Genomic DNA, 25275 nt, shown 5'->3' on the forward strand with positions numbered 1-25275 from the left:
ATTCTCCGCCCTCTAGTGTCTGGGTCATGGTTGATGGGCTGGAGTTCACGCGGGACGGCGAGGTCGCGAGGCTGACCTTCGCCCGGCCGGAGAAGAAGAACGCGATCACGCACGGCATGTGGGCGGCGATTCCGGACGTGGTGGCCGACGTCGAGATGGACCCGGCGATCAAGGTGCTCGTGCTGGCCGGCGCCGCGCCGGACTTCTCGGCGGGTGCGGACATCAGCGAGTTCGGGCAGTTGCGGTCCTCGGCGGAAGGGGCCGCGGCCTACGACAAGGTGGTGGAGGGCGCGGTCGCGGCGCTCGCCGGGATGCGGAAGCCGACCGTGGCGATGATCCGCGGCAACTGCATCGGCGGTGGCTGCCAGCTCTCGGTCGCCTGTGACTTCCGGTTCGCTCAGGCCGGGGCGCGGTTCGGCATCACCCCGGCGAAACTGGGGATCGTCTACGACTTCCTGTCCACCCGCCAGCTGGTATCCCTGATCGGCCCGGCCCACACCCGGTACTTCCTGCTGTCCGGCAAGCTCGTCGACGCGGCGAAGGCCCGGGAAATCGGTCTGGTCAACGATGTTTTCCCGGCGGACGATTTCGACGCGCAGGTGGAGTCCTTTGTGGACACCCTGTGCGCGCGCTCGCAGGCTTCGATCCGGGGGATGAACCGGATCATCGAGAAAATCCTGTCCGGGCAACGCGAAAGTGACTCCGAAGTGGACGCCATCCGCCTCGCGGCCGTCCACGGCCCGGACTACGCGGAGGGTGTGGCCGCCTTCCTCGACCGCCGCCCGCCGCGTTTCACCGACCGCTAACACCCCTCCCCACCACGCGAGTCCGGCTTTCCCGCCACGCGAGTCCGGCTTTCGTGAGGGGCGAGTCGGGCTTTCGTGAGGGGCGAGTCGGGCTTTCGTGACCCGCGAGTCCGGCGTTGGTGACGGGAGTCCGGCGTTGGTGACTGTTCCACGTTGGCGACGATCCGCGTGGAACTCGGGCGCCGCGAACGTAGAACCCGCGCGCCGGGAGCGTGGGACTCGCGCTGTTAGTTGTCCACGGTCACCGCGGTGAACTTGACCTCCATGTTGGGCTTACCTCCGCCGGGGCTCGGGTCGTAGCTGCCGTCGTCGCCCGCGCGCGCGATCTTGTCCAGCACCTGCAGGCCCGCGTCGCTGATCGAGCCGAAGACCGTGTAGTCCGGGGGGAGCTGGGCGTCGCCGTAGACCATGAAGAACTGGCTGCCGTTGGTGTCGGCGCCGCCGTTGGCCATCGCCAGGATGCCCCGGCCGTAGGTGAGCTCGGGGAAGGTCTCGTCCTTGAACGTGTAGCCGGGGCCGCCGCTGCCGGTGCCGCTCGGGTCACCGCACTGGAGCATCTGCAGGCCCTGGGTGCCGAGCCGGTGGCACGAGGTGTCGGTGTAGTAGCCCTGCTGGATGAGGCTGACGAAGCTGTTCACCGTGCACGGGGCCAGTGCCCGGTCCAGGGTCAGGCCGATGTCGCCCGCGGTGGAGCGGAAGGTGACGTTGACGGTGCCGGTGGAGGAGATGTTCGTGGTCGGCGGGGCCTTGACCGGCTTGGCCGCCGGTTGGCCCTGGGACGCCGGGTAGTCGCACGTGGTCGGGTTCGGCAGCGGCGTGGACCGCTTGGGCAGGGCGACCCGCTGGGTCGGGATGTTGACCGGCGTGGCCGACGGCGAGGTCGACGGCGCCGCTTCGGTGGAGCCGTCGTCCTTTTTCGTGGTGACGAACAGCACGATCGCCCCGGCGACGATGACGACGACCCCCGCGGCGACGCCCATGCCGATGATCCGGCGCCGCCGCGCCTGCTCCTGCCGGCGTACGAGCTGCCGTTCGAGCTTGCGCTTGGCGGCCTCGCGGCGCTGCTGGTTGGTCGGCACCTGCCCCTCCAGAATCCACTCGACGTCACCAATCGGGTGGCGGCAGTCTATGGCCCGAGCCTGTGAGGACCCGATTAGGGTGGTGCCGGTGGCGACCGAACCGAGCAACGAGTCGAAAAAACCTTCCCGGCCCACCGCGCCGGATCGCCTTCCCCTCCACCAGGAAGACCCCGCGGCGCGCCGCCGGCGGCTGACCTCGGGCCTGGTCAGCGCGCTCGTCATCGCCGCGGCGTTCGGGTTTTTCGGCGGCCTGGCCGGCGGGCGGCTCGCCGGGCTGGCGGTCGCGGTCGTGGTCGGGGGTTTTCTCGGCTACATCGTGCTGTTCAACGTGCGGAGGCGGTTGTGGCTGGAGGGCAGCACACTGCTCGTCCGCACCTGGCGCACCCGCCGGGTGGAGATCACCGAAGCCGAGCGGATCGACCTGCTGGTGACCGACGTCCGCGGCATGCGCACGATCAGCCTGCTGTTGAACGCCGGCCGCCGCGGCAGGACCGCGAAGGTCGATCTCGCCGTCTACGCCGGGACCGGCGCCCGCGAGCTGGGTGTGCTGGCGCTGCGCAGGCTGGCCAACGCGCTGATGAACAACATCGAGGCCAACGGGATGGTGTTCTCCGAGCTGCTGGTCGCGCAGCTGAAGTCGGAGGCGCGCGGCGACGGGGTGGCCGAGCGGCCGCTGTACCGGCTGGCTTCGGCGGCACCGTCGGGGAAGTTCGCCCAGCGGTTCACGATGGAGGCGGTCAGCCGGTTCGTCGCTCATCTGGATTAGCCCCACCATCCTCAGCGGACGCGCTTCGCGTGGCTTGCCTTTCAGGCTCGTCGGCACCCAGTTTCAGCTCGATCGCGGCCAGCTGGTCGCGAACGCGCTCGAGCTGGAAGACGACCTCCGGCAGCTCTTCCGCCGCGAAGCCCGCCAGCCGCTCGATGTGCTTGACCGCGTCCCGCAGTTCGCCCAGCACGGTGAACAGCCGCGGCACCGTCTTCAAAGTGTCGACGGCGACACGGGAAAGCGCACGCGGGATGGCCAGCACCGGCTCTTCGTACCCCACCGCGAGGGTGATCTTCACACCGGGGCTCGGCCGCGTGACTGCTGTTCACTGCTGTGGCAGCTGGGACTTTCGCCGGGGCGCGGCCGCTTTGACGGGAACCTCCCGGCTGGCGATCAGCGCGGCGAGGACGGTCGTCACCGGCACCGCCGCCACGATGCCCACGCTTCCCGCGAGGGTGCGCACGATTTCCTGGGCGACGTCCTGGGCACCGAGGATCGGGCCGAGGCCCACCCCGGAGATCGAGGAGTACAGCATCACCGGCAGGGCGGCACCGGCGTAGGCCATCACGAGCGTGTTCACCGCCGAACCGACGTGGTCGCGGCCGATCCGCAGGCCGGCCAGGTACAGCTCGCGCCAGCCCAGTTTCGGATTGGCGCGGCGGAGTTCCCACACCGCGCTGGTCTGGGTCACCGTGACGTCGTCGAGCACGCCCAGTGAGCCGATCACGATGCCCGCCAGCAGGAGACCGCGCGCGTCGATGCCGTGGCCGAGCGAGGCGATCAGAGTGCTGGTGCTTTCGTCGAGGCCGGTCAGCGACGCGGCGGCGGAGAAGATCGCCGACAGCGCGCCGATCAGTGCGAGGCTGACCATGGTGCCCAGCACGGCCGCCGAGGTCCGTGCGGACAGGCCGTGCGTGAGGTACAGCGCGACGAACATGATCGCCCCGGCGCCCACGATGGCCACCAGCAACGGATTCTCGCCCGCCAGTATCGCGGGCAGGACGAACATCACGAGCACGAGGAAGCTCAGCACCAGCGCGCCCAGCGCGGCCACGCCCTGCCACCGTCCGAGCACCACGACCGCGATCGCGAACAGCGCGGCGAGCACCGCGAGCGGCAGGCCACGCTGGAAGTCGACCAACTGGTATGAGCTCGCGTCGCGCGGGTTGGCGCCGTTGTAGGCGAGCACCACCTTGTCGCCCGCGCTGAACCGCGGCGTGCTCGGCTCGATCGGCACCGTCAGCCTGACCGCCGACCCACTCGCGGCGCCGTCGGTCAGCGCCACCTCGGCGGTCAGGCAGGGCTTTTCGCCGGTGTCGGGCTGACCGACCTGGACCTGGCCGGGGGCCAGGCACGGCCCGCTGGTGGCCGTGGTGACGGTGCCGTGCACGGGCGTGCCCTGCTGGTAGGCGCTGGCCGGTTTCGCCTTGCCCCACGGGTAGAGCCACAGCCCGGCGACCACGGTGAGCAGGGCGACGGGGGCGAGCAGCCAGATCAGCAGCAGCCGAACGCGGCGCGAAGCGGGGGCTGCCGGCCCGTGCCCGTGCCCGTGGCCGTGGCCGTGGCCGTGGTGGACATCGACCGTGGGCGGCTTGGGCTTACGGGCTGTGCCCGGGTTTCGCGTGGATGGCCGGTTTTGGCCCCGGCGGGCACGAGGCTCGGCCGGAATCCGGCGGATGGGGCCGGTGTCGGCGTCGGCCAAGTCGTCGTGGGTCACCGGCATATGGTGCCCTCCGGCCACGGGCTCTGTCTCCGTGGGAGGCGTGTGCTCGCCGCGGGCCTGGTCAAGACAATTCCGCGGAACGGCGCGGTCTTCGTGGGCCGTCGAAGCCCGTGACACCAGCGCGGCACCCTGGGCACGTGCGGAACGCAACCAAGGCGGGGATCAACGCACTGGAAGCGCCGGGAATTCACCCCCGAGTTCGCGTAACGAGTTTCGCCCACGCGCGTCTCTCTGTTCGTAGGACCGGATAGGAGGTGCGTCGTGGACCAGCACCAATATGTCACCCTGAACGGGATCGACATGCCAGTTTTCTCCCGTTGGTCGTACGAGGAGTCCGACCCCTATGCGATCACCCTGGCCTTTCGCGGGGACCGGGGTCAGTGGGTGAAGTGGAGTTTCGGCCGTGACCTCGTCATCAACGGTTTGATCGAGCCCGCCGGCCTCGGCGACGTGCGGGTCCACCCCGACCTCGCCGAGTCGGATCTGCTGATGATCGAGCTCGAGTCCCCGCACGGGTACGCCGTGGTGGAAATGGCGCGGGAAGACGCCGAAAGGTTCGTTACGGCGACCCTCGAAGCGGTTCCGCTCGGCGCGGAAAAGGTCGACGTCGACGCGTTCATCGCGGAGATCATCAAGGTCTGAGTTTCTTTTTCACGACGACTTCCGAAAAACTTCACCGGGACAGTGCATGATCCCGTGGCGTGACAGCCGTCGTCCGCCGTGGCCGACGTGATCGCCCGGCGCGAGGCTCTCCAGTTCTCCCGCACCCGCCCCGCGGCCCACCAGGACCACGTTACCGGCCGGAATGTCGCCCGCACCGGGCGTTTCCGCTTCCAACACGACAACTCCGTGACGCACGACGACCTCTTCGGTTTCGCTCGTGCAGGGTGCGTTGCGGTCGGCGTCGGTGCCGCAGGCCGCGCGTTGAGGCCCTGACCCGGTTCGGTGCCGCGCGAGGTTGTGCGTTGCGGTCGGTGGTGCCGCAGGGGCCCGGGAAACTTCGCCCCAGTCGTGGGTGTCGACGCCGATCCCGTTCACCGGCAAGGCGTACTGGTTGAGGCCCCGATGTCGAAGGAACCCGCAGCCGTGCGGACGGTGCCGCGCAACGTCAGGGTGCCGATCCGCGCGCGCCGGTCGATCGCGCCCCGCACCGCCGCCGGTGCCGACGGCCGGACCGCCTATCTCGTCGTGGCCAACGGGCGGAGCGCGGCCAGCACCGGGATGAGCCTGGCCGAACTGGCCGGCCTGCTGCGCTCCACCGGGGCGCGGGAGGGCGTGAACCTCGACGGCGGCGGCTCCTCGACCGTCGTCACCGCCGGGCGAGGTCAGCCGGTGACCGTGCAGAACGTGCCCTCCGGCGGGACCGAACGCGCTGTCGCCAACGGGGTCGGCGTGTTCACCGGGCGCTGACGTAGGCCGGATCGGCGGGCGGGATCGGGATGTCCGGGCGGTTGCCGAGGATCTGCGCGAAGGCGTGATAGTACGGCGGCGCGGCGACCGTGCCACCGAACGCGCCGTTCCCGCAGTTACCGAGGTGAACCGGCGTGCCGGGGCAGATCTCCTGCGGATGCGGCCCGTCGGCGAACACCATGGACGAAACCGCGTAGTCGTCCACACCGCCGACGAACGCGACGGACTCGCTTTCGTTGGTGGTCCCGGTCTTGCCGATGTCGGCGTGGTTCCAGCCCGCGGCCCGCGCCGACTCCGCCGACGTGCCGGTCCTGGTGTCCTGGCTCAGGCCCACCATCAGGGTGTTCGCCAGGCCGGCCGGCACGACCTGTTCGCAGGCCTGCTGCCGGATCTGCACCGGCCGGCCGGCACGGTCGGTGACCGAGGAGATCGGGTCGGGCGGGCACCACACGCCGCCGCTCATCACCGTCGCCGAAACGTTGGCCATCTCCAGCGGGCTCACCGGGCTGTCGCCGAGGGTGAACGAAAGCTTGTTCTGGAAGTACTGCGACTGCGGCTCGTTGTATTGCGGGTTCTTGGCCAGCGGGTTCTTCGGATCGGTGACCGGTGCGTAACCGGCGTCGTTGGTGTTCAAGGTGTCGCGGAGGCCGAGGCGGCGGGCCATGTCCAGCACCGCGGGCATGCCGACCTGTTGCTCCAGGTTCACGAATGCGACGTTCGGCGAGGTCGCCAGCCCTTCCTGCAGGGAAATCGGGTCGGCATAGGTCCCGTCGTTGCGGATGCAGTACGGGGGCGTGTACCGGTTGGCGCCGGGCTGGGTGAAGCACTGGTTGCCCGCGTTGGGCAGCGGGGTGGTCAGCCCGGCCTTCCCGGTTTCCATCGCCGCCGCGGAGGTGAAGATCTTGAACGACGACCCCGACCCGAACACGTTGGCGGCGTCGGCGACGATGTTGGTCGTGGTCTGGCCCTTCGCGACGTCGGTGCCGAAACTGCGGTTGGCCACCATGGCCAGCACCTCGTGCGAACTCTGGCCCGGCCGGATCACCGCGAAGGTGTTGGCCACCCCGTCCTGCGCCGGCGACACATTCGTGTCGACAGCGTTCTTGACGGCCTGGCTGACACCCGGGTCCATCGTGGTCCGGATCGTGTATCCCCCGGTCTCCAGCTGGTCCAGGGAGATCCCGGCCCGTTCGAGGTAGCTCACCGCGTACTGGCAGAAGAAACCCGCGTCCGGAGCCGCGCCGAGGCAGCTGCTGGAGGGGATGTCCGGGCCGCCGTCCACCACACCCAGCGGGGTGGCCTTGGCGATCTCCGCGTCCTTGGCGTCGAGCGTGCGGTTGGTGACCATCGCGTCGATCACCACGTTCCGCCGCTGGAGGGCCTGCTGCGGATGCGTGTAGGGATTGTAGGTGTTGGGGTTGTTCACCATCCCGGCGAGCAGGGCGGCCTGCTGCACATTCAGTTTGTCGGTGGTCGTGTGGAAGTACGCCTGCGCCGCGGCGCCGATTCCGTAAATGTTGCCGGTGAACTCGACCACGTTGAGGTAGCCGGCCAGAATGTCGTCCTTGGATTCGGTCTGGCCCAGCTGGACGGCGATCTTCGCCTCGCGCAGCTTGCGTGCGATGGTGTCCGCGCGATCGGCGTACTGTGCCGCCTTGTTGTCGCGGTCCACCACGTTGATCAGATAGTTCTTGACGTACTGCTGGGTGATCGTCGAGCCGCCCTGCGTGTTGCCGCCGGAACTGTCGTGCAGCGCCGCGCGGACCATACCCTTCACGTCCACGCCGCCCTCGGCGTAGAAACGGTGGTCCTCGATCGAGATGATCGCCGCCTTCATGGCCGGCGAGATCTCGTCGATGGTCACCGGAAGCCGGTACTGGTCGTACAGCTTGGCGATCGGGTTGCCGTCCCGGTCGGTGACCGTGGTGACCATCGGCTGCGTGTCCGTGGTCAGCGTCGTGGAAATGCCTTCGACCGCGTCACTGACCTGGTTGGACAACATTCCCGCGCCGAACGCGGCAGGCGCGAGCACGCCCGCCAGCAGAACGCCGGCGAGGACGCAGAAACCAGCGAATCGAGCCACTCCTCCGGAATTTCGCACGGTGGTAACGATAGCCAGCTCGCGGTGAACGCCGTGTTGCGGCCGTTTCTCTTACCGGGCCGCTGGGCTTTCTTGAATTGACCGGGGCCCGGGGTAAAATCCGGACAAAGACATTCTTGCCCCGTCTTGACTTCCGCCGAATTCGGCCCGAGTGCGTCGAGTATTTCCCGGACGGTGCCGGCATGCGGATCGGAGATCTCCTCGTAGATCCGCAGCGCGTCGCCGAACAAGGCGCGGCCGCCCCGGCCGCCGCATGGGTTTCGCCGAGCAACCGCAGCATGACGGCCTCCCGTTTGCGGTCGCCGATCGCGCGGTGCGGTTCCAGTGCCTGCCCCGGGGTCCAGTGCCTCGGCGGTGCGGCCGAGGTTCCGGTAGGCGTTTCCGGCGCCGGTGAGCGCGACCGCCAGCCCCCATGGCTCGTGGTCACGGCGGAACACCTCCGGCGCCCGTTCCAGGTACACCACCGCCTCCTCGTACCGGGTCTGGCCGAGGAACCCGGCGCCCACCCGGTCAGCGCGAACCCTTCGCCGTGGTGGTCGCCCAGGGTGTGGAAGACCTCGGCCGCGCGCTGGCAAAAGGCGTTCGCTTCGGCGAACCGCCCCTGCGCGGTGGCAGATCCCGAGCGCGACGAAGGCCGCGCCCAGCCCGCGGGAAGGCTTGTCCGCCTCCCAGAGTTCGACCGCGTCCAGCAGGTACGGCTTCGCCTCGTCCGGATGCCGCGGCGCCTACGGCGGGTATCCCATGCTCGTCAGCACCCACGCCTGCGCGTGCTTGTCGCTTACCTCCCGTGCGGCCTTGAGCCCCAGCTGGTGCAACTCGGGCAGGTCCGGCGCCCACGGTTTGCGGAGGTAGAAGAAAACCCAGGCGGCCACCGGCACCTTCCATGCGATCGACGGCGGTTCCTCACACCGCTTCACGGATCAGCTCGGCGAGATTGGTTTCCTCGGCGTCGAATCAGGAAAGCGCTTCCGCCTTGCCACGTAAGGAAAGTGGGTAACATCCCGCGGGCGGGGTCGGCTCCGGGCGGACCCGCCCGGGATCAGCGCGCGGCCCGCGTTGTCGGAAGTGTGCAAATACCACTCGGCGACGCGTTTGCGTGCGCTCAGCCGTTCCTCGCCGGAGTCCTGGGACTGCGCGAGTTCCCTGGCATGGAAGCGGATCAGGTCGTGCAGCCGCACGCGGTCCGGCGTGGCGTACTCGACCAGATGCGCGCCCGCCAGCACATCCAGCGGCCGCCGCGCTTCCGGCACGGTCAGGCCGGCGAGCGCCGCCGGCCGCCCCTTCGCTCATCTGGTCGCCCGGATGCGGCGACAGCAACCGGAAGAGCCGCGCCTCGTCCGCCCGGAGCGCGCGGTAGGACAGCGAGAACGCAGACCGGACCGCGGTGGTGTCGTCACCTGGCGCAGCTTGCAGGTCGAGCCGTTCGCGCTCGGCGGCGGGCCGGCCAGGCTCGCCAGCGATGCCGCCGGCACCATGCCCGCCCGGTCCGCGGCGATGCGCAAGGCGAGCGGCAGGCCGTCACACAACCGGGCGATCTTGGCGGCGGCGCGCGGCTCGGCCCGCACCCGCTCCGGCCCGACGACGTGGTCGAGCACCTCGGTGGCCTCCGTTTGCCCCTCGGCGGCTAGCCGGGTATTCCGCACATGAGCCGCTGACCTGCGGTGATACCCAGGAGATCATCTTGGGGCAGCCCGCTGACCAGCCGAAACGTGTTCATGTGCGGAGAACGGGGCTAGCGTGCTGAAAACGGTCAGGTCCAGTTCACCCGGTCCGGGCGTGATCACGTATCCGGGTGTCCCGGCCCACGATCCGCGGGTCGCCGTCGGCCTGGGCCAGGGCGCGACGCAGGGACCAGATGTAGATCTGCAGGTTCTTGCCCTTGTTTCACCGGGAGAATCCGCGTCGAGGAGATCCTTCCGCTCGCCGGACTTTCGGGGTAGGCCGCTTTGGCGGAATACCGTTCAGCCGACCGCTTCGAATCGGCTCGTGTCCCCCGCGCCGCGGCGCAAAATTTCGGGTTCGTCACCGGAGAAGTCGACGACCGTGGTGGGCTCGGTGCCGCAGTCTCCGGAGTCGATGACGGCGTCGAGGACGTTGTCGAGCTCGTCCTTGATCTCCCAGCCCTGGGTCAGCGGCTCCTCGTGGCCGGGCAGCAGCAGCGTGCTCGACAGCAGGGGCTCACCGAGCTCGTCGAGCAGGGCCCGGGTGACCACGTGGTCGGGGATACGGACGCCTACGGTCTTCTTCTTCGGGTGCAGCAGCCTGCGCGGGACTTCCTTGGTGGCCGGGAGGATGAACGTGTAGCTGCCCGGGGTCGACGCCTTCACCGCGCGGAACACGACGTTGTTGATGTGCACGAACTGGCCGAGCTGGGCGAAGTCCCGGCAGACCAGGGTGAAGTGGTGCGCCTCGTCGAGGCGGCGGATCTGCCGGATCCGCTCGATGCCGCTCGCGTTGCCCAGGCGGCAGCCGAGCGCGAAACAGGAGTCCGTCGGGTAGGCGACCAGGCCGTCACGCCGGATGATGTCGACGACGGAGGCGATCGCCCGCCGCTGTGGGTTGTCCGGATGCACGTCGAAGTACTTCGCCATGCCCTGAATCTAGTGGTCCCGCCCACCTCCGCCACGCGGCGACCCCGCGAGTCCGGCTTTCGGTGCGCGTGAGTCCGGCTTTCGGTGCATGTGAGTCCGGCTTTCGTGTCGTGCGGTTGTCGCGGCCTTCGTCCTTTCCGGCTCGTGGAGCCGCCTGGGTGGGACTCGTGCGTCACGAAAGCCGGATTCGTGCGTCACGAAAGCCCGACTCGTGCGTCACGAAAGCCCGACTCGCGCGGGACGAAAGCTGGACTCGCGCGGGACGGTGACGTGGGGGTCAAGGCAACAATCAGTACTGCAAACGTGGGTCGTCGTAGTTCTTGAATTCGAGGACGTTGTTGGACGGGTCGGCCAGGAAGACCGTGCGATGCTGCTCGGCGGTGCCCTCGAACCGCACCGACGGGCCGGAGAGCGTGCGCAGCTTACGGTTCTCCACCAGCCGGACCAGCCGGTCGAAATCCTCCGCCCGCGCGAAACTCACCCCGAAATGACGGGGATAGGCGACCGCATCCGAAGGCACGTCATCGCAGAGGTGGCAGACCAGTTGGTCGCCGAAGAAGTCGAAGGTGACCCGGTCCGCGTAGCGGCGGGCCAGCTTCGCACCGAGCCCGAAGACGTAGAACTCCACGGCTTCGTCGAGATCACGGGCCGGAATCGCGATGTGGCAGGCGTCGTGGGTTTCCCGCATTCGTAAAAGTCCTTTCACGCGACGGAGGCGATTCGGGGAGCGAACTGCAGCAGCGTGTCGCCCCGCAGCCCGAGCCGGAGGGTGGCCACGCCGATCACGTCCGCGGCGGCGATGTTGCCCAGGTTGACGCGCGCGCCCACCGCGCGGATCAGCTCGACCTGGAGTTCCTTGGTCGGGGCCTCGAACAGCAACCGGTCGGTGTCGACGGCGGCCAGAACGGCGTGCAACACCTCGTCCCGCAGATGCCCGTCGGGGCGGGCCATCCCGCTCCGGCCGCTTTCCCGCGTCTCGGTGATGACCAGCGACGCGCCCGCGTCGAGGTCTTCTCGGATGGCGGCCACCCAGTCGGCGGGCGTAAGCCGGGCCGAGCGCTCCGGGTCCTTGTACCCGACCTCGGACAGCACCGGCCGGTACCGCGCCATTCGCCGGACGTAGTCGGCCTTGGCGTGCTGGTCCAGCGGGATGGTGCCGTTGGAGACCTCGATGTGGGTGGCGCCCGTGCGCTCCACCAGCGCCAGGAAGTCGCCGAGCCGGTCGCCGAACAGGTAGCGTTCGAACAGGGTTCCGCCGAAGTAGAACCCGATGCTCGCCTCGCGCAGCACGGCGACCTTGCGGTCCAGGTCGCGGGTGACCAGCGCGGTGCCCCAGCCGAACTTGACCAGGTCGATGTGCTCGCCGTGACTGTGCACGACGTCGGTGAACGCGCCGGTGGGCAGGCCGGGGTCGATCATCATGGTAAGACCGAGCGGGTTCATCGCGTGCCTCCAGGTGAGATCGCGAGCGCGAGATCTTCGCGCCGCTGGGCGGGAACGGGCCGGCGCCTACGGGCCCGGCCGGTCAGGGCGAGGCTGGCCGGGGTACGCCGGAGCGCGACGGACACCAGTCCGGAAACGAGATAGGCCAGCGGCATCAGCCCGGTCACCAGCGCCAGCAGGACCAGTGCCACGGGCACGGTCTGCGCGTACCCGACCAGGCCGAGCGCGGCGGCCGCGAGCAGGGCGAACTGCAGGACCAGGGGGTGGATCAGGTAGATGCCGAACGAAGCGTCCGAAGTGGACAGTACGAGCCGTCGGCCGGGCAGGCCGCGTTCCTGCCAGCGCAGGCCCAGAGCGAGAAACGCCCAGGCGATCGCGACGCTCTCCACCACGATCACCGGCTGCCACACCATGCTGGCCGCCAGCGGCGGCTGACCGAGGACGAACATCTGTCCCAAGCAGACAACCACGCCGAGCGTCACCGCGGCCACGCAGCCGGCGAACACCACCCGGGTGTGCGCGCGGGTCCACGCGACCAGCCTTTCCCTGTGCTGGCCCGCGATCGCGCCCGCGAGGATGTAGCCGAGGTAGCTGGGCAGGAGCGCGTCGGGAAAGTGCAGCCAGCCGCTCAGGATGCCGGCGCCCCAGTCGTACTGCACGGCCAGGGTGAACAGCAGTTGGAAAGCCGCGCAGCCTGCCAGCAGCACGCCGTGGTATCGCCCGGTGCGCCGCAGCAGCATGCTGATCAGCGGGAACACCAGGTAGATCTGCATGGACACGAGCAGGAAGTACAGGTGATAGCGCGCGGTACCGGTCAGCAGTTCCCGAAGGAAGGTGCCGCCGTCGAACGGTCCGCCGTTGGCGAAGAAGTAGAGCACCGTCCAGGTCAGGTACGGCACGACCACGAACAGATAGCGCTTACGCCAGAACGAGGGCCAACGAGTCTTCCGGCGGCCGGTCGAATACGTCAGGACGAACGCGGTGAGCAGGAAGAACACCTCGCGGCTGACGTGGAAGACGATGATCAGCGCGCCGGTCTCGACGCTCGGCGGTACCGGGGCCAGCGCCAAGACGTGCATGCCGATCACCAGCCCGATCGTCAGTACCCGGATCAGGTCGACGTAATGGAGATGCTCCCGCGCGCTCACCGAGCCGCCGGTCCTTCCGGGGGTGCGACCCCCACACCCTTGCTGGAAGCAAGCTCGCGGACCGCTGTGTTTTGTGGGGGTTCCGCGCCCACGCCCCCGCTGGGGGCAAGCCCGCAGACCCCCGTCAGAACCCGCCGGAGGATCTTGCCGGTGGGGCCGACCGGCAGGGCGTCGGTCACCTCGATCACGGCCGGCCGCTTGTACCGGGTGAGCCGCTCGGCGCACCACGCCCGCAGCGACTCATCGAGGGCTTCGCCATGCCCCTGCCGGGCCGTCACGAACGCGGCGGGCACCTGCCCGAGCCGTGCGTGGGGCGCGCCCACCACGGCGACCGACGCCACCGCCGGATGCGTGAGCAGCACGTTTTCGATCTCCTGTGGATGGATCTTCTCGCCACCGCGGTTGATCACGTCGTCCGCGCGCCCGGCCAAATGCAGGAAACCCGAGTCGTCGAGAGAACCGATGTCCCCGGTGCGCAGCCAGCCCGACGCGGTGCGCGCCGGACGCGTCCGCTCCGGGCCGTCCTCGTCGAGTTCGAGGTAGTGGCTGATGATCTGCTTGCCGCGCAACAGTACTTCGCCGTCGTCACCGACCTTCAGTTCGACCTCGACGGGCAGCCCGACCGAGCCGGTGCGGCGCAACGCCTCCTCGAGGGGGTTCGCGGTGATCTGCCCCGCGGCCTCGGACATCCCGTACGTTTCGAGAACGCCGATCCCGGTGCGCTCGGTGAACCTCCGTGCGGTTGCGGGCGGCAGCGGAGCCGACGCCGACCGCGCGAACCGGATTCCGGGCACTTCCGGCGCACCTCGCTCGGACAGCGAGGCGAGGATCGCGGGAACGGTGTTGAGCCAGGTGGGCCGCCATGCCTCCACCCGCGCCCAGTACTCGTCCGGCTCGAAGCGGTGGTCGAGAACCAGGGAGGCGCCGCTGGTCACCGTGGCCAGCAGGCCCATCACCTGAGCGTTGACATGGAACAGCGGGAGCGGCGTGTAGCCGCGGTCGCCCGTGCCGAACCGGTGATGGCGGGCCACCCGGCCGGCGGCGTGCAGCAACTGCCCTTCGGACAGCGGGATTCCTTTCGGACGGCCGGTGGTGCCCGAACTGGTCAGCAGCACCGCCGGGTGCGGCGCGGCGGAATCGCTCGGGCGCGCCCCGGTCGTCCACAGCCGTTCCGGGCCCTCGATGCCGACCCGCCAGGCGCTCAGCCCGGGCTGGGTGTGCTCCAGGTCGTCGGTCGCGACGACGTCCACGCGCAGCCTGGCCAGCGTTGTGCTCAGTTCGGCCCGGGTCAGCCGCGGATCGATCGGCGCCGCGGTCAGCCCGGCGGACAGGCAACCCAGGTAGGCGGCGGCGAATTCCAGCGGTCCGGCGATCACCAGCCCGACGCGGGCGCGCGGCGCGATCTCGCCGGCCCGCAGGGCCTCCCGCCAGCGCTCCGCGTGCGCGGCCACCGCCCGCCAGGTGAGCGCGCGGCCGTCCGCACCGTCTCGGAACGCGACCGCTTCGGGCCGTTCATCCGCCCGGAGGGAAAGCAACCGGGACAATGTGGACTTCCCGGCCGAGCCGGCCAAGCCGACCGAACCAGCCGAACCAGCCAACCTGGCCGAAGCAGCCGAAGCAGCCGAAGCAGCCGAAGCAGCCGAACCATTGTCTGCCAACACCCCAGTGAGTTTGGGCGGGCTTCCTAGGAGCCCGCTGGCAGCACTATGAGAGTGGCCTGAGAGAACGCCACGAAAAACACGCATACCAGGGCAAGGACCCGCAAATCTCGCAATGAGTCTTTGCTGAAACGTTCTTGGATTCACGCTGTTTTCGCCCAGTCTCCGGGCAGACTTGGCACATGCTGACGTGGCGAAGAGTCCGGATCAAAATTGTGACGGTCCTGGGGGCGGGACTCGTGGCGGGTTCCGCGCTGGCTGTCGCGGTCTGGCCGGGTGGGGGCACCACGCCAGAACAGGAGCGTCCGGCGGCCGCGCGGGCCACCCTCTCCCCGAGTCCGGCGAACGGCACCGAGAGCGTGGAGCGCACGGTGACGGTGAGCGGGATGCGCCGCACTTACCTCGCGGTCGGTTTGCCGCGGAAGCGGGACCTGCCGTTGATCGTGGTCCTGCACGGCCGGGGCTTCACCGCGCAGCAGGAGTCCGTGCGCACCGGTTTCCTGACCTACGCCCAGCGCGGCCTGGCCGACCTCGTCTATCCACAAGGGACGGCCGACTCGTGGAACGCGGGGGACGGCTGCTGTGGCCGGGCGGGGGCGAGCGGGGTGAACGACATCGGTTTCGTGACGGACGTGGTCGGCGACGCCACCCGGTTCTTCGGCAGCGACACCAAGCGCGTCTACCTCGTCGGGTACAGCAACGGTGCCCGGCTCGCCTTCCAGGAGGTGTGTTCGCAGCCTGCGTTGTTCGCCGCGTTCGCCACTTACGCCGGCCTGCCGCACGCGGTCTGCGAGGCCGGGGAACCGGTTCCGGTACTGGTGGCCGCGGGCACGAACGACACGCTGGTGCGCAGCGAGGGTTCGGTCAGTGACGTGGTGGGGCGATGGCGGGCGCGTGACGGTTGCGGTCCCACCGCCGGAACCGTCCACACCGGCCCGCTCACGCTGACCACCTGGACGGGCTGCCGGGGCGGATCGGCCGTGGCGTCGGCGTCCTACACGGGTATCGGGCACCATTGGCCCACCGCGGAGCCGAATCCGGAGCCGTTCACCACCGTGGTCGGTCAGCGGGCCGCCACCGCGACGGTGATGTGGGAGTTCCTCACGGCACACAGTCGCTGACCTGCTGGTCCATTCGGGGGAAATCACCGGACAGCCGTTCCGGAACGCCCCGCGTCCGCGTCTGAATCGTCGTGGATGGGATGGAAAGCCTCCGGCACGCGATCGAGACGATACCGATCCCCGGCGCCCCGCCCCGGCTCTCCCACCAGGGCGCGGCGGTCGGCCTCGCCCTGCTCGACATCTCGCTGCGGCTCAACCACGTGCGCCGCATGACGGAACGGCTCACGGTGGTCGAGCACGGCACGGCCCGCCGCACCACCGAACTGGACGTCAGCCTCAAACTGCTCGACGAAGGCCAGCGCCAGGCCTCCACCGCGTTGCAGGAGCTCATCGGCCGGGAGCACGGCGAGCGCACCGGATCCCGGCAGGCGCGCGAGTTGTGGGTGCCGCTGGCGCGGCTGCCGCGCCGCGAGGTCTCCCCGGTCGACGTGTTCGACGGCAGCGGGGACAAGCTGCCGCGGCTGACCCAGCACGAGGCGTCCCGGCTGATCGCCTCGGGCCTGTACCGGCTGCTGCGCGGAATTCTCGCCGGCGACGAGCACGCGCAGTCGGCGAAACAGGAGCTGAACACCTTTCTGTTCCGGGTGCACGAGCCGCGGTGGCTGGTGCAGCAGGCGCTCGTCACGCTGCTGACCGAGCGGAACCATCCGGAGCAGGGTTTCGTGCTGCCGTCCGCACCCGGCACCGTCCCCGGTTACGCGAGGCAGTGCCGTGACATGGCGCTGAACATTCTCGACGGCTATTCGCACCTGCTGGTCGAATACGCGCAATTGCTCGACATCGCCATCCGCGACTACCTGCTGATCGTCGCCCTCGACGACACCGTCGACGAGCACCGGCTCACCTTCGAGACGCCGTTGCGGGTCGGCGCGCGGGAGCCCCGGCTGACCGAGCAGTGGCGGCGGCTCCTGTCCAGCCGCCGCGGCTACTTCGTCAGCTACGAAACGGCCCTCCCGGCCGCGGTGAAGTCCTATCACCTGGTGGCCCGCACCGCCCCGGAAGCCGAAATCGCCCGGATGTACCTGTCCACCGACGCCGACCAGGACCTGGTGGACCGGCTTGCCGCCGACCTGCGGTCGCTGGCCGAACGCAAGGAAGCCGCGGCGCTTTCGGAAACCGGCGGCGCGCGGCACAAGTTGCTCGAACTGCAGGCGCAGACCACCCTGCGCACGCTGGCCGACCTGCTGCGTCGCCGGAAGTGGGAGGCAGGCCAGTCCGGGCTGGACCTGTCCGCGCGGGTCATGCCCGCCTGCCACCGGCTGGCCGCCGCGGCGACCACCGGGGACGCGGTGCGGACGGAGAACAACGAGGTCGACAACTCGCTCCTGCGGCATCCGGAGTTCGTGGCGGCCAGTCTCCGCGAGGCCGCCCGGGAGCTGACGGACCGCCAGTTCGGCCACGACCTGGTGCTGGTCACCAGCGTCACCGACAACGAGGCGCGCGCGTACTGGCGCCGGTCCGCGGGCGGCGATCCGCGCGGCGAGCAGGTCCACGTGCGGGCGGGGCTGGTGCTCAAGGACTCCACCAAGTCCGGGCCGTTCAGCGTGATGCTCTACGCGCTGGCGGTCGGCGCGGTCTCGTTCGTGCTCGGCTGGCTGCTCGCGGACAGCCCGTGGCCCTACGGCCGCGCGGCCACCGAGGCGCTCGGGCACATCGGCGACGGCCAGTCCGTGATCACGATGCTGCTGCTGGTACCCGGCTTCCTCTACACCCGGCTGTCGCTGCCGCCGCGCCGCACCGTGGTCGGCTACCTCGGCACGCTGCCCCGCGCGCTCGGGCAGCTGTCCATCGCGGCCGCCGCAGCCTTCGCCGCGACCATCGCGACGCAGAGCCGGGGCGAGGTGATCCAGGTTTCGGTCACGCTCGCGGTCTGGCTTCCGGTGCTGAGCGCGCTGGTGTTGCTCGCGCAGCGTTCGTGGCACGAATCGGCCATTCCGCTTTCGCGGATCGGTGTGCCAGGCTGGGCCGGCACCACCGTCCCACGCGGGCGCACCCGAGCGCCCGACGTCCGATTCGATTCGTCCGGGAGTGGTGATGTCGCTCAAGGGGCGCCCGTCGATCCGCAACGTGGCCGACCTGGCCAGGGCGGGCTTCGAGATCGCGCGGCAGCCGGTGACCAAAGTGGACTTCGAGGTGCACCACGTGCGGGCGCGGCAGGGTTACCTTCGCGATCTCGCCGCCGCGGAGGCGGGGAACACGACCTTTTTGGAGACGCTGTGTTCTTCGGCGAACGGCGTCGGCGTCGCGGTGGGCACCCGCACCCGGAAACGGGCCGACGGCGCGGAGGCCATCGCGCGCTATGAGGGGCACCAGGTGGCCGAGCTGCCGGAGCACGTTGACGACGGTTGGATCTTCCGGCAGACGGCGTGGCCCAACCCGACGTTCATCTACGAGTCGGCGGAGACCTTCGAAGGCCTGATCGCGATCGACCCGGAGGCGCGTGAGGTGGGGGAGTGGCACGGGCTGGCCATCCGCGACCTGATGAAGGAGATCTCCGAGACCGCGGCCACCGTCGCCGGGGCGCCGCTGCTCACCCTGCAGTGCCCGGCGCAACTGCCGACCGTGATCAAGACCCGCAACCACGATCTGGCCACCCGCAAGGAGACGGCGCCGCCCAGCTCGTCGCTCGCGGTGCGGTTCGCCATCGCGCTGCGGGACGTTTCCGCGGCGATGCGGTTCGAGCTCGGCGACCGGATCCGCGAGCTGTGCGAGAAACACGGCTTCGGATTCTGGCTGGCCGACACCCGGCCCGGGCACCGCAGCGGGAACTGGTTCGAGGTGTGCCACGCCGACGGCGCGCTTTCCCCGCTGTACAACGGGGATCTGCGGTCCCGGCAGCGGATCGCCACCTGCCTGCCGGTCACCTGCGCCGGGCCGGCGCGGGTCGGCTCCACCCACGCCATCGTGTCGTTCCTGCAACGGTATCCACAGGTGGGAGTCGTCTCCTGCGCGGGAACCACGCTGGCGGACGTGGCGTTCGTGCACCTGTTGCTGTCCGTGCAGGGGGTCGGCAGCGAGCGGCTGAACCGGATCCTGGGCAAGCTGCTCGCCGACCACACCTGCCCGGCGCGCCCGCGCAAGCTGTTGCAGTCGCTGTTCACCCGGCTGGGCCTGCGGCCCGAACCGGTGGGGCAGGTCGCGGACGCGTCCGACCCGGCCAGCGATTACCAGACTTTCGCCGGGCCCGCGTTCACCTACCGCCCCCAGCCCGTCCACGACTCGCTGGCCGTCTGGGTTTCCTGGGAGATCTCGCACTCCGACGACGGACTCGCGGCGCCGCTGCGCTGCCTGTACCGGGCGCTGGGCCAGGTCGTGCCGAAGACGCCGGACCATCCGTCGGTGCCGCTGAGCGAGGCCGCCACCGTCGAGCACCTGATCTGCCGGGCGAGTGAGCAGTCGGTGGTGCGGGGCAAGGCGAAGCTCGCCGTGCCGAAGTCCGTGCTGCGCCGGTTTTCCGCCGGCGGGGTCGAACCGCCGGCCGCCAAGCTGTGCGCGTCGCTGGAGGAGGCCTGGAAGTCACAGGTCGATCAGTCCGGTGTGGACGGTGTGAGCGAGCTGACCGTCGCCTGGCGCGAGTCCTGGCTCGGCCACTGGGCCTAGTGGTGGGTCGCAGGTTGATCTGGCGTTTTGTCCGGCTGGCCGGGGTCCTACGTCCGCGTCGGACTTTCTCCAGGATCTCGTGGGCGGTGTCGGTCCGGGGTGTAGGGCTTGGGGTCGTCGTTGTGCGATGAACTCCTCGATCGCGTTGATCAGTCCGGGTACGCTGAGCAACATCGCCCCCGCGGGCTGGCCGATCGACAAGCTTCTCCTCGAACTGCGTATCATTGGACGGCGTGAAGGTCTCCACCAAATGGGGCTTCAAACCCCGGGCCCGAATCGTGGGCACGGCCACGCGGTTCCCGTCGGCTCGACCACGACCCCCATCCACCGCAGGACGGCGTCCGTGTAGTCGCGGGCATTCAGTTTTGCGTATATATTGCTGAGATAATTGCGCAGTGTCTTCTCGCTGATCCCCAGACACTCACTGACCTCGCGGATGCCATAACCGTGCGAGGCCAGATCCATGACTTCCTGTTCGCGCCGGGTGAGTCTTGCCCGTAGTTCTCGCGCTGCCGCGAGGTTGGACTCGCCAACGATTTTCATGCTTTCCTTCAGTACCGCACACACAACTGGCGCGGCGGACGTGAGTCCGCTGACACTGCCCACGACCGTTGGGGTGAGTGTGCAGGTACAGTAATCGTCCTCGACAAGATATTCGGCATGTCGGTTCTGAAACAAATCCACGACGTCTTGGACATGCCACCGCGGACTGAGCACGATGAGAGGGGTGTCCTTCTGGTCCAGGGCGTCGATGAGACCGTATACGTCTGTCCGCGGATCGTCGGAGCGGAGTACCACGACGTCTGCCTGGCTGTCGGACAGGTTCTCCGCGTACGGGGGCGTTACGAATCTTATCCGGAATGGATCCGATGGGCCGGGCCAGGTCTTGGTACCTAACAACGAATTTTGCATCTCAACTGTCCTTGGCGGTAGGATCAGAGTGTCCCCTCGAACGTGGGACACGTGTGACGTGAGTGTGAGACTCGCGCCGCGTCACCCTAGCCGCGGTGCTGTTAAGACCTCATTAGTCGGCATGGAACGCACATCCCGGCGGTGTGGCCCACACCGGTGCCTGACCACCGAACCGGTCCGAGCGCACCACGTAGCTCAAGTCGATCACGCCGCGCAAGGTTGAAGCTCGTGGATGTGGACGGTGGCTGGTCCGCTGTGGCGGGTGCCGGCGTGCTCGTCGGGTTTGGACGCGGTAGCTGTTGTGGCGGGCGCGTTTGACCGCGCGGGGGCAGGTGCGTTCGTGGCGGGGTGGGATGAGCAGGGTGGCGATCAGGTGCGTAGGCACGTGGCATCGGGCCTGAGCGAAGCGCCGCAGGCGTGCGTCGGCTCGGTCTCCGCGGGTGCCGGGACAATTGACCCTGGTGCGCGTTACAAAAAAGGCCACAATAGGACGGCACGATGCCGCGAAGGCCTGAGGCAAGTCACCAGCGCGCTGGGCCGCGGGGAGGACACTCGGAGGTTTCGTCCTCCCCGCCGGTTTCCAGCAGCGATGTCACGACTGGAGGCACTCTTGACTGATTCCCGTCACCCGTCGATGACGGGCCCTGTCCTGTTCTTCGACGACTGTCGGTTTTGTCGCCGAGGCGTCGACTGGCTCGAACGCCGCGGTGCCCTCGGAAGTACGGAACCGGGGCCTTGGCAAAGAGTCGATCCCGACGATCTGGGGGTACCGCTTGAGCGCCTCGGCCAAGAGGTCGTGCTTGGTTACGGCGCTGAGCTCCGCGGTGGCGCCGTGGCGCCGGCCAGGGGCATGGCGATGGCAGCACGTGGCGGGTCATCGGCGCCCTGCCGCGTATGCCTGGGGTTCGGGCAGTCGCGGCAGACGTCTATCGGTACTTGGCGGCCAACAGGTACCGAATGCCCGGTGGGACTTCCCTCTGCCGGATCCGGTCGGCCCAGCCACACCGACGTGGCGATGCGGGAGACGAGTCCCAGCAGGCCGGCATGCCACGCTAGGCGGGCGATCACCTCGCAGCGGCGTAGCAGAGCACAGATCAGTGCTGACGAAACGTGAACGCTCCTTCCCATCCGCAGGCCTACCGCCCCGGGCCGGCGAAACCGGCAGTTATTCGCTGAACGTGGCGCCCAACCACGTGCCACAATAAGAAACACGGTCAAAAACCAATCCGAACCCGATCAGGCCGCGGGCCCCGCGAAACATCCGGTTCAGCTCTTTCGCCGGTTCCGACTTCATGTTGCACCAGCGAAACCCGGCGTCATGATCGGCGTGACAGGCTTCCAATGGATGGCCGGCGTGGGTGCGGAACTTGCTCCCTGGTTGAAATGTTTGCCTCTACCACTACCCGGCACCCCCCAAGACACTGATTACACGATTGAGCTCCAGTCGCGATCCGTCCCGCGGACAGCTGCCTAATTTTGGTGCCGGCCGTTATGAAAAGCACAACAGCGGTCATTTTCGGGCAAGAGGGGGAGCCTCAACATGACCTCGGCAAAGAAACAGTAGCCATTTCGCCGGTTCGTAGTGCGGGCGGCCTCGGGCCGCTCCAGACGTCCGGGCGGTCACCAGTCTCGGCAGGATTCGCTCGTTGCCGCGGTCAATGCGGCCCCACAACGGGTTTGTGAGCAGTGCAGACCCGTTGGGACGGCGTGACTCACAAGAAGGGAGAACGAGGTGCGTCAAAGATTTCGGACAACGGCCGAACCCAGGCCGGCGGGGTTGGTCACCAGGAGCACCGGGAATGCGAACGAAAACGGCACGGAAGAAATCGACGCGATCTTCCCCCGAATGGAGAAGATCACTGCGATCGGAGCCATGATCGGAGCTCTGGAGCAGATCGTACGTGCCAGCGAGCTCAACGACAAAGGCCTTTTCTCGTGGCCTGTGCACAGAACTCGCTACACGTCCAACGAGTGTTTTCCGCGTAAGCAGATCGGAAAGCTCCTCGAATATCCCAATGTTGTCGCCATTCCGCACGCACGCTTCCTGGCGGCTGCCCGGGTCGTATTCGGCAGCCCTGGGCCGAAAGAGCGCGCCCTGCTCCTGTCGGTTCTCGCCGCCGCCGGCGCCGGGATGCATGTCCGGCACTACTACGGCGGTGACGGGTCGGATGAAATATCGCAGATCACCTTTGTGGTGAGCCTGCTGGAGAAGGCGTTTGCCAGAGACAGCCGGGCTCGGGAGGCGTGCCTGCTCTTCATGGCGTTCCAGGCATGCGTTTCCTATGCGAGTTCCGGCGCGATCAAACTGGTCTCGCCGGTATGGCGGGACGGTTCCGCGATCACCGGGATCTTGCGCACCCAGTCGTATGGTGATGCCTGGCTCCATGCTCTGCTCAAGCGGTATCCCCCGCTGGCCGTGGCACTGTCCTGGACGGTCATCATCGGTGAGCTGACGTTTCCCCTCGTGTTGGTCGCGCCCCGGCGAATCGCGCAGGCGATTTTGGCCACGAGCACGTTGTTTCATTTGGCCAATGGCAGGTTCATGGGGCTGAACCGGTTCGTCTGGGCGTTCACCGGCGCCTATCCGGCAGTGGCGCATGTGTCGTCGGGGCTGCGCTCATGAGCGCCCGGAAACACGGCGCCCAGTCCCATCGCCTCGTGCTTGGCACCGTGGCCGCCACCGCGGCGGCGATAACCGCCCGGGAACTGATCGGCGTCGGCTCCAAACCCGTTACGCCGGGCCGGCTGGTCCACCTCGACGGCGGGCCGCAGCACGTTGTCGAGCGTCGGGGGGCACGGCGACCAACGATCGTATTCGAGAGTGGCCTCGGCAATCCCGTGACGATGTGGGCGTGGCTTTTCCGGCATCTGCCGGAGGAAACCCACTTCGTGGGGTACGACCGTCCCGGAGTCGGCTGGAGCCGGCCGATCACGGGATCGCTGGACAGCTCGCGGTACCCGGAGCACCTGCTCTCGCTGCTCGAGGCTGCGGGCGCACCACCTCCCTACCTCCTGGTCGGGCACTCGCTCGGCGGCCTGCTGATCCGGCTCTTCGCCGAGCGTCAGCCCCAGCTGACCGCCGGCCTGGTGTTCGTGGACGCGACCCACCCCGCCGAGTTGCTGACCTCTTCCTGGCTCGATGGTTCCAGCGTGATGCAGGATCGTCTCAACCAGTGGATGGTGCGCGCCACCCTGGGCATGCCGGTGGACGAGGGGCTCACCGCGGAGCTGGCTTCCCTGCCACCTTCGCTGACTGCTGCGACCGTGAAGGCCAAGACCCGGGCCGGTTCCCTTCGAGCGGCCCGGCGGGAACTCGGGCTGAGCCGCGAGTGGGCCGCGAGCTGCGACCGGGCGGGCTTCCGCGCTCCCTGTCCGGTCGCGGTTGTCACCGCCACGGTGAGCCTGGAGAGCAGGCCGGAATTCGCCGGGTACCAGGACGATCTCGTGCGGCTGTCCGACGTCGGCCGTGCACACTTCGTGGTGAAAGCCACCCACAACTCACTGCTGACCGATCGCGAACATGCCGCGAAGGTGGCCGAAGCGGTCGTTTGGGTCCTCGACCGGGCGCCACACCGCCCGGTCCGAACGCCACGACAAGTTTCGCGGAACGGAAGGCGATCGGCATGAGAAAAACAGCCTCGACAGTACCACGAATTGCTCTCTACACGCTGCTGGCCTCCTGGGCGGGCTGCACCGTCACGCGGCAGATCGACCCGACGTTCAGACCCATCCATCATCTGGAGAAAATGGGTATTACGGTACCCAACTACCGCTTCTTCGGGCCGCGACCGGGTGTCCACGACACGCATCTTCTGATCCGGTGTCACCTCAATGACGGGCGAACCGAGCCATGGCGGGAACTGGTTCTGCGCGAGGATCGCCGCCTGATCCATATGCTCTGGGCGCCTCATCGGCGAATGGACAAAGGGGTGGCCGACGCACTGGCGGAGTTGTTGATCGTCATCCGGGTGACCCAGGATATTCGACGGATCTCCCGCATCATTCCCTACCGGGCGCTGCTCAATGTCGCCCTTTTCGGTGTCGAGCACTCTCCTGATGCGTGGGCGACTCAGTTCGCGATAGGTCGTTCGGCAGTCTTCGACGCCTCGGTCAGTCCTCGGATCATTTTCACCTCGGATGTCCATCAACTCGAGACCGCGCCGCCGCGGCGCGGAGCACCGATGTCACCTGTCCCGAAATCCTCGGTGGAGGTGTGAATGCAGTCCGACCCGGGTGAGCTGAGTAACCGAGAACGAGAAATAGTCGCGTTGGCCGCGGCCGGACTGTCGGACTCCGACATTTCCGCGACCCTTCAAATATCTCCGCGGACGGTGGCGGCCCATATGCGCAACCTTCGCCGGAAGCTCGGCGCGAGGAACCGAACGCACGCGGTTGCGCGAGCATTGATCAGCGGGGTCATCGGACTTCCCGTGGTGGAAGTACCTGTTCCACAGGTGACCGGAAAGCAGATCGCCAACCGAGCCGATATGCAGGAATCGGTATTTCTGCCAATGTTCCGCGGCGGCCCGCGAGGGTAGTGTTCACCTCGTCCGGGCATGAAATCGGAACGTCGACAAAAGGACGGAATAATGCACCTGAACGAGTTCGTTGAATCGCCGGTGACTCTGCTTGCGGACGCCACGGTCGGAGACCAGGTGGGTCTGCTGACAACGGCGTCCGAACCGGCATTGTGCGCCGTCGCCGGCACTATCGCGGCCACCCTCGCCGTCGGTACCGCCGTAGTGGCGGACGACGCAGGTATCGCTGCCTTAACCGCCGCCGCCGCCGCCGGTGTCGCTGCTGCCGGTGCCACCGTCGCGACGCACGGCAATACGGGTGCCGCCAGCATCGGTAACCCCGATATGGGTGGCGCTGTCAGCAACTCCTAGCCGCGCGAGAGGAGTGCGACCTGGGTCG

Annotated in this window: 25 protein-coding genes; 11 read left to right on the plus strand and 14 right to left on the minus strand. The window is 68.4% G+C overall.

What is annotated here, in order from left to right; translation table 11 throughout:
- The first annotated feature begins 26 nt into the window (after window positions 1–26).
- Window positions 27–806: an enoyl-CoA hydratase-related protein gene (locus VJT49_RS12385; RefSeq protein ID WP_324164914.1), complete on the plus strand. Its 780-nt coding sequence runs from the start codon at window positions 27–29 to the stop codon at window positions 804–806.
- A gap of 227 nt (window positions 807–1033) precedes the next feature.
- On the opposite strand, the gene VJT49_RS12390 is transcribed toward VJT49_RS12385, so the two are convergent.
- Complete coding sequence (locus VJT49_RS12390) at window positions 1034–1885, minus strand: peptidylprolyl isomerase (RefSeq protein ID WP_324164915.1); 852 nt, start codon at window positions 1883–1885, stop codon at window positions 1034–1036.
- A gap of 88 nt (window positions 1886–1973) precedes the next feature.
- Here VJT49_RS12390 and VJT49_RS12395 point away from each other — a divergent pair, with 88 nt between their 5' ends.
- A complete protein-coding gene (locus VJT49_RS12395; RefSeq protein ID WP_324164916.1) occupies window positions 1974–2651 on the plus strand; it encodes a hypothetical protein in 678 nt (225 codons plus the stop codon).
- Here VJT49_RS12395 and VJT49_RS12400 read toward each other — a convergent pair.
- Together VJT49_RS12400 and VJT49_RS12405 are read right to left on the minus strand one after the other, a co-directional pair.
- Entirely contained in the window at window positions 2623–2949 is a 327-nt protein-coding gene (locus VJT49_RS12400; RefSeq protein ID WP_324164917.1) for a hypothetical protein, read from the minus strand. The genes VJT49_RS12395 and VJT49_RS12400 overlap by 29 nt on opposite strands.
- Before the next feature lie 27 nt (window positions 2950–2976).
- Complete coding sequence (locus tag VJT49_RS12405; RefSeq protein WP_324164918.1) at window positions 2977–4368, minus strand: YibE/F family protein; 1392 nt, start codon at window positions 4366–4368, stop codon at window positions 2977–2979.
- Between the two features lie 267 nt (window positions 4369–4635).
- Between VJT49_RS12405 and VJT49_RS12410 the strand changes: the two genes are divergently transcribed.
- Entirely contained in the window at window positions 4636–5016 is a 381-nt protein-coding gene (locus VJT49_RS12410) for an SsgA family sporulation/cell division regulator (RefSeq protein ID WP_414635924.1), read from the plus strand.
- A gap of 9 nt (window positions 5017–5025) precedes the next feature.
- Here the strand turns inward: VJT49_RS12410 and VJT49_RS12415 are convergent, their stop codons facing one another.
- Window positions 5026–5412 (minus strand): hypothetical protein, encoded by a 387-nt coding sequence (locus VJT49_RS12415; RefSeq protein WP_324164919.1) that lies wholly within the window; start codon window positions 5410–5412, stop codon window positions 5026–5028.
- Window positions 5413–5439: 27 nt separating this feature from the next.
- Between VJT49_RS12415 and VJT49_RS12420 the strand changes: the two genes are divergently transcribed.
- Entirely contained in the window at window positions 5440–5784 is a 345-nt protein-coding gene (locus VJT49_RS12420; RefSeq protein WP_324164920.1) for a phosphodiester glycosidase family protein, read from the plus strand.
- On the opposite strand, the gene VJT49_RS12425 is transcribed toward VJT49_RS12420, so the two are convergent.
- The 9 genes from VJT49_RS12425 to VJT49_RS12465 all read right to left on the minus strand — a co-directional run bounded on the left by VJT49_RS12425 (window position 5771) and on the right by VJT49_RS12465 (window position 14638).
- The gene (locus VJT49_RS12425; protein ID WP_324164921.1) at window positions 5771–7867 is read right to left on the minus strand and encodes a transglycosylase domain-containing protein; all 2097 of its coding nucleotides are present in this window, start codon (window positions 7865–7867) and stop codon (window positions 5771–5773) included. The two genes, VJT49_RS12420 and VJT49_RS12425, sit on opposite strands and share 14 nt — an antisense overlap.
- A 743-nt stretch (window positions 7868–8610) precedes the next feature.
- Window positions 8611–8757, minus strand: coding sequence for a hypothetical protein (locus VJT49_RS12430; RefSeq protein WP_324164922.1), 147 nt, complete (start codon window positions 8755–8757; stop codon window positions 8611–8613).
- Window positions 8758–8805: 48 nt separating this feature from the next.
- Window positions 8806–9135 carry a hypothetical protein gene (locus tag VJT49_RS12435; RefSeq protein ID WP_324164923.1) on the minus strand — a complete coding sequence of 110 codons (330 nt, stop codon included), beginning with the start codon at window positions 9133–9135 and terminating at the stop codon, window positions 8806–8808.
- A gap of 36 nt (window positions 9136–9171) precedes the next feature.
- The gene (locus VJT49_RS12440) at window positions 9172–9528 is read right to left on the minus strand and encodes a hypothetical protein (RefSeq protein WP_324164924.1); all 357 of its coding nucleotides are present in this window, start codon (window positions 9526–9528) and stop codon (window positions 9172–9174) included.
- A gap of 318 nt (window positions 9529–9846) precedes the next feature.
- Window positions 9847–10476: an L-threonylcarbamoyladenylate synthase gene (locus VJT49_RS12445; RefSeq protein ID WP_324164925.1), complete on the minus strand. Its 630-nt coding sequence runs from the start codon at window positions 10474–10476 to the stop codon at window positions 9847–9849.
- A gap of 289 nt (window positions 10477–10765) precedes the next feature.
- Window positions 10766–11164 carry a VOC family protein gene (locus tag VJT49_RS12450; RefSeq protein WP_324164926.1) on the minus strand — a complete coding sequence of 133 codons (399 nt, stop codon included), beginning with the start codon at window positions 11162–11164 and terminating at the stop codon, window positions 10766–10768.
- 14 nt (window positions 11165–11178) lie between these two features.
- Window positions 11179–11919, minus strand: a complete 741-nt coding sequence (locus VJT49_RS12455) for a phosphosulfolactate synthase (RefSeq protein WP_324164927.1) — start codon at window positions 11917–11919, stop codon at window positions 11179–11181.
- On the minus strand, window positions 11916–13067 hold the full coding sequence (locus VJT49_RS12460) for an acyltransferase (protein ID WP_324164928.1): 1152 nt from the start codon (window positions 13065–13067) through the stop codon (window positions 11916–11918). The genes VJT49_RS12455 and VJT49_RS12460 overlap by 4 nt, the downstream gene beginning before the upstream one ends.
- The gene (locus tag VJT49_RS12465) at window positions 13064–14638 is read right to left on the minus strand and encodes a class I adenylate-forming enzyme family protein (protein ID WP_324164929.1); all 1575 of its coding nucleotides are present in this window, start codon (window positions 14636–14638) and stop codon (window positions 13064–13066) included. The genes VJT49_RS12460 and VJT49_RS12465 overlap by 4 nt, the downstream gene beginning before the upstream one ends.
- A gap of 302 nt (window positions 14639–14940) precedes the next feature.
- Between VJT49_RS12465 and VJT49_RS12470 the strand changes: the two genes are divergently transcribed.
- Window positions 14941–15846, plus strand: coding sequence for an alpha/beta hydrolase family esterase (locus tag VJT49_RS12470; protein ID WP_324164930.1), 906 nt, complete (start codon window positions 14941–14943; stop codon window positions 15844–15846).
- Window positions 15847–15926: 80 nt separating this feature from the next.
- Window positions 15927–18149, plus strand: coding sequence for a hypothetical protein (locus VJT49_RS12475; protein WP_324164931.1), 2223 nt, complete (start codon window positions 15927–15929; stop codon window positions 18147–18149).
- A 1555-nt stretch (window positions 18150–19704) separates the two neighbouring features.
- Here the strand turns inward: VJT49_RS12475 and VJT49_RS12480 are convergent.
- A complete protein-coding gene (locus tag VJT49_RS12480; protein ID WP_324164932.1) occupies window positions 19705–20358 on the minus strand; it encodes a response regulator transcription factor in 654 nt (217 codons plus the stop codon).
- Window positions 20359–22204: 1846 nt separating this feature from the next.
- On the opposite strand from VJT49_RS12480, the gene VJT49_RS12485 reads away from it, so the two are divergent.
- Genes VJT49_RS12485 through VJT49_RS12500 form a run of 5 tightly spaced genes read left to right on the plus strand, consistent with a single transcriptional unit; the run spans window position 22205 to window position 25247 of the window.
- Window positions 22205–22981 carry a hypothetical protein gene (locus VJT49_RS12485; protein WP_324164933.1) on the plus strand — a complete coding sequence of 259 codons (777 nt, stop codon included), beginning with the start codon at window positions 22205–22207 and terminating at the stop codon, window positions 22979–22981.
- Complete coding sequence (locus tag VJT49_RS12490) at window positions 22978–23985, plus strand: alpha/beta hydrolase (RefSeq protein ID WP_324164934.1); 1008 nt, start codon at window positions 22978–22980, stop codon at window positions 23983–23985. Before VJT49_RS12485 ends, VJT49_RS12490 begins: the two co-directional genes overlap by 4 nt.
- Window positions 23982–24575, plus strand: coding sequence for a hypothetical protein (locus tag VJT49_RS12495; RefSeq protein WP_324164935.1), 594 nt, complete (start codon window positions 23982–23984; stop codon window positions 24573–24575). Before VJT49_RS12490 ends, VJT49_RS12495 begins: the two co-directional genes overlap by 4 nt.
- Complete coding sequence (locus VJT49_RS35195; protein ID WP_414635925.1) at window positions 24576–24896, plus strand: helix-turn-helix domain-containing protein; 321 nt, start codon at window positions 24576–24578, stop codon at window positions 24894–24896.
- Between the two features lie 51 nt (window positions 24897–24947).
- Window positions 24948–25247: a hypothetical protein gene (locus VJT49_RS12500; RefSeq protein WP_324164936.1), complete on the plus strand. Its 300-nt coding sequence runs from the start codon at window positions 24948–24950 to the stop codon at window positions 25245–25247.
- The last annotated feature ends 28 nt before the right edge of the window (window positions 25248–25275 follow it).

The organism is Amycolatopsis sp. (assembly GCF_035276945.1).
GTDB lineage: Bacteria > Actinomycetota > Actinomycetes > Mycobacteriales > Pseudonocardiaceae > Amycolatopsis_E.

Bases quoted from the DNA above. Each gene is read 5' to 3' on its own strand.
- VJT49_RS12385 (WP_324164914.1), top strand. From the start codon at position 27: ATGGTTGATGGGCTGGAGTTCACGCGGGACGGCGAGGTCGCGAGGCTG.
- VJT49_RS12420 (WP_324164920.1), top strand. From the start codon at position 5,440: ATGTCGAAGGAACCCGCAGCCGTGCGGACGGTGCCGCGCAACGTCAGG.
- VJT49_RS12445 (WP_324164925.1), bottom strand. From the start codon at position 10,476: ATGGCGAAGTACTTCGACGTGCATCCGGACAACCCACAGCGGCGGGCG.
- VJT49_RS12450 (WP_324164926.1), bottom strand. From the start codon at position 11,164: ATGCGGGAAACCCACGACGCCTGCCACATCGCGATTCCGGCCCGTGAT.
- VJT49_RS12455 (WP_324164927.1), bottom strand. From the start codon at position 11,919: ATGAACCCGCTCGGTCTTACCATGATGATCGACCCCGGCCTGCCCACC.
- VJT49_RS12475 (WP_324164931.1), top strand. From the start codon at position 15,927: ATGGAAAGCCTCCGGCACGCGATCGAGACGATACCGATCCCCGGCGCC.
- VJT49_RS12480 (WP_324164932.1), bottom strand. From the start codon at position 20,358: ATGCAAAATTCGTTGTTAGGTACCAAGACCTGGCCCGGCCCATCGGAT.
- VJT49_RS12485 (WP_324164933.1), top strand. From the start codon at position 22,205: ATGGAGAAGATCACTGCGATCGGAGCCATGATCGGAGCTCTGGAGCAG.
- VJT49_RS12490 (WP_324164934.1), top strand. From the start codon at position 22,978: ATGAGCGCCCGGAAACACGGCGCCCAGTCCCATCGCCTCGTGCTTGGC.
- VJT49_RS12495 (WP_324164935.1), top strand. From the start codon at position 23,982: ATGAGAAAAACAGCCTCGACAGTACCACGAATTGCTCTCTACACGCTG.
- VJT49_RS35195 (WP_414635925.1), top strand. From the start codon at position 24,576: ATGCAGTCCGACCCGGGTGAGCTGAGTAACCGAGAACGAGAAATAGTC.
- VJT49_RS12500 (WP_324164936.1), top strand. From the start codon at position 24,948: ATGCACCTGAACGAGTTCGTTGAATCGCCGGTGACTCTGCTTGCGGAC.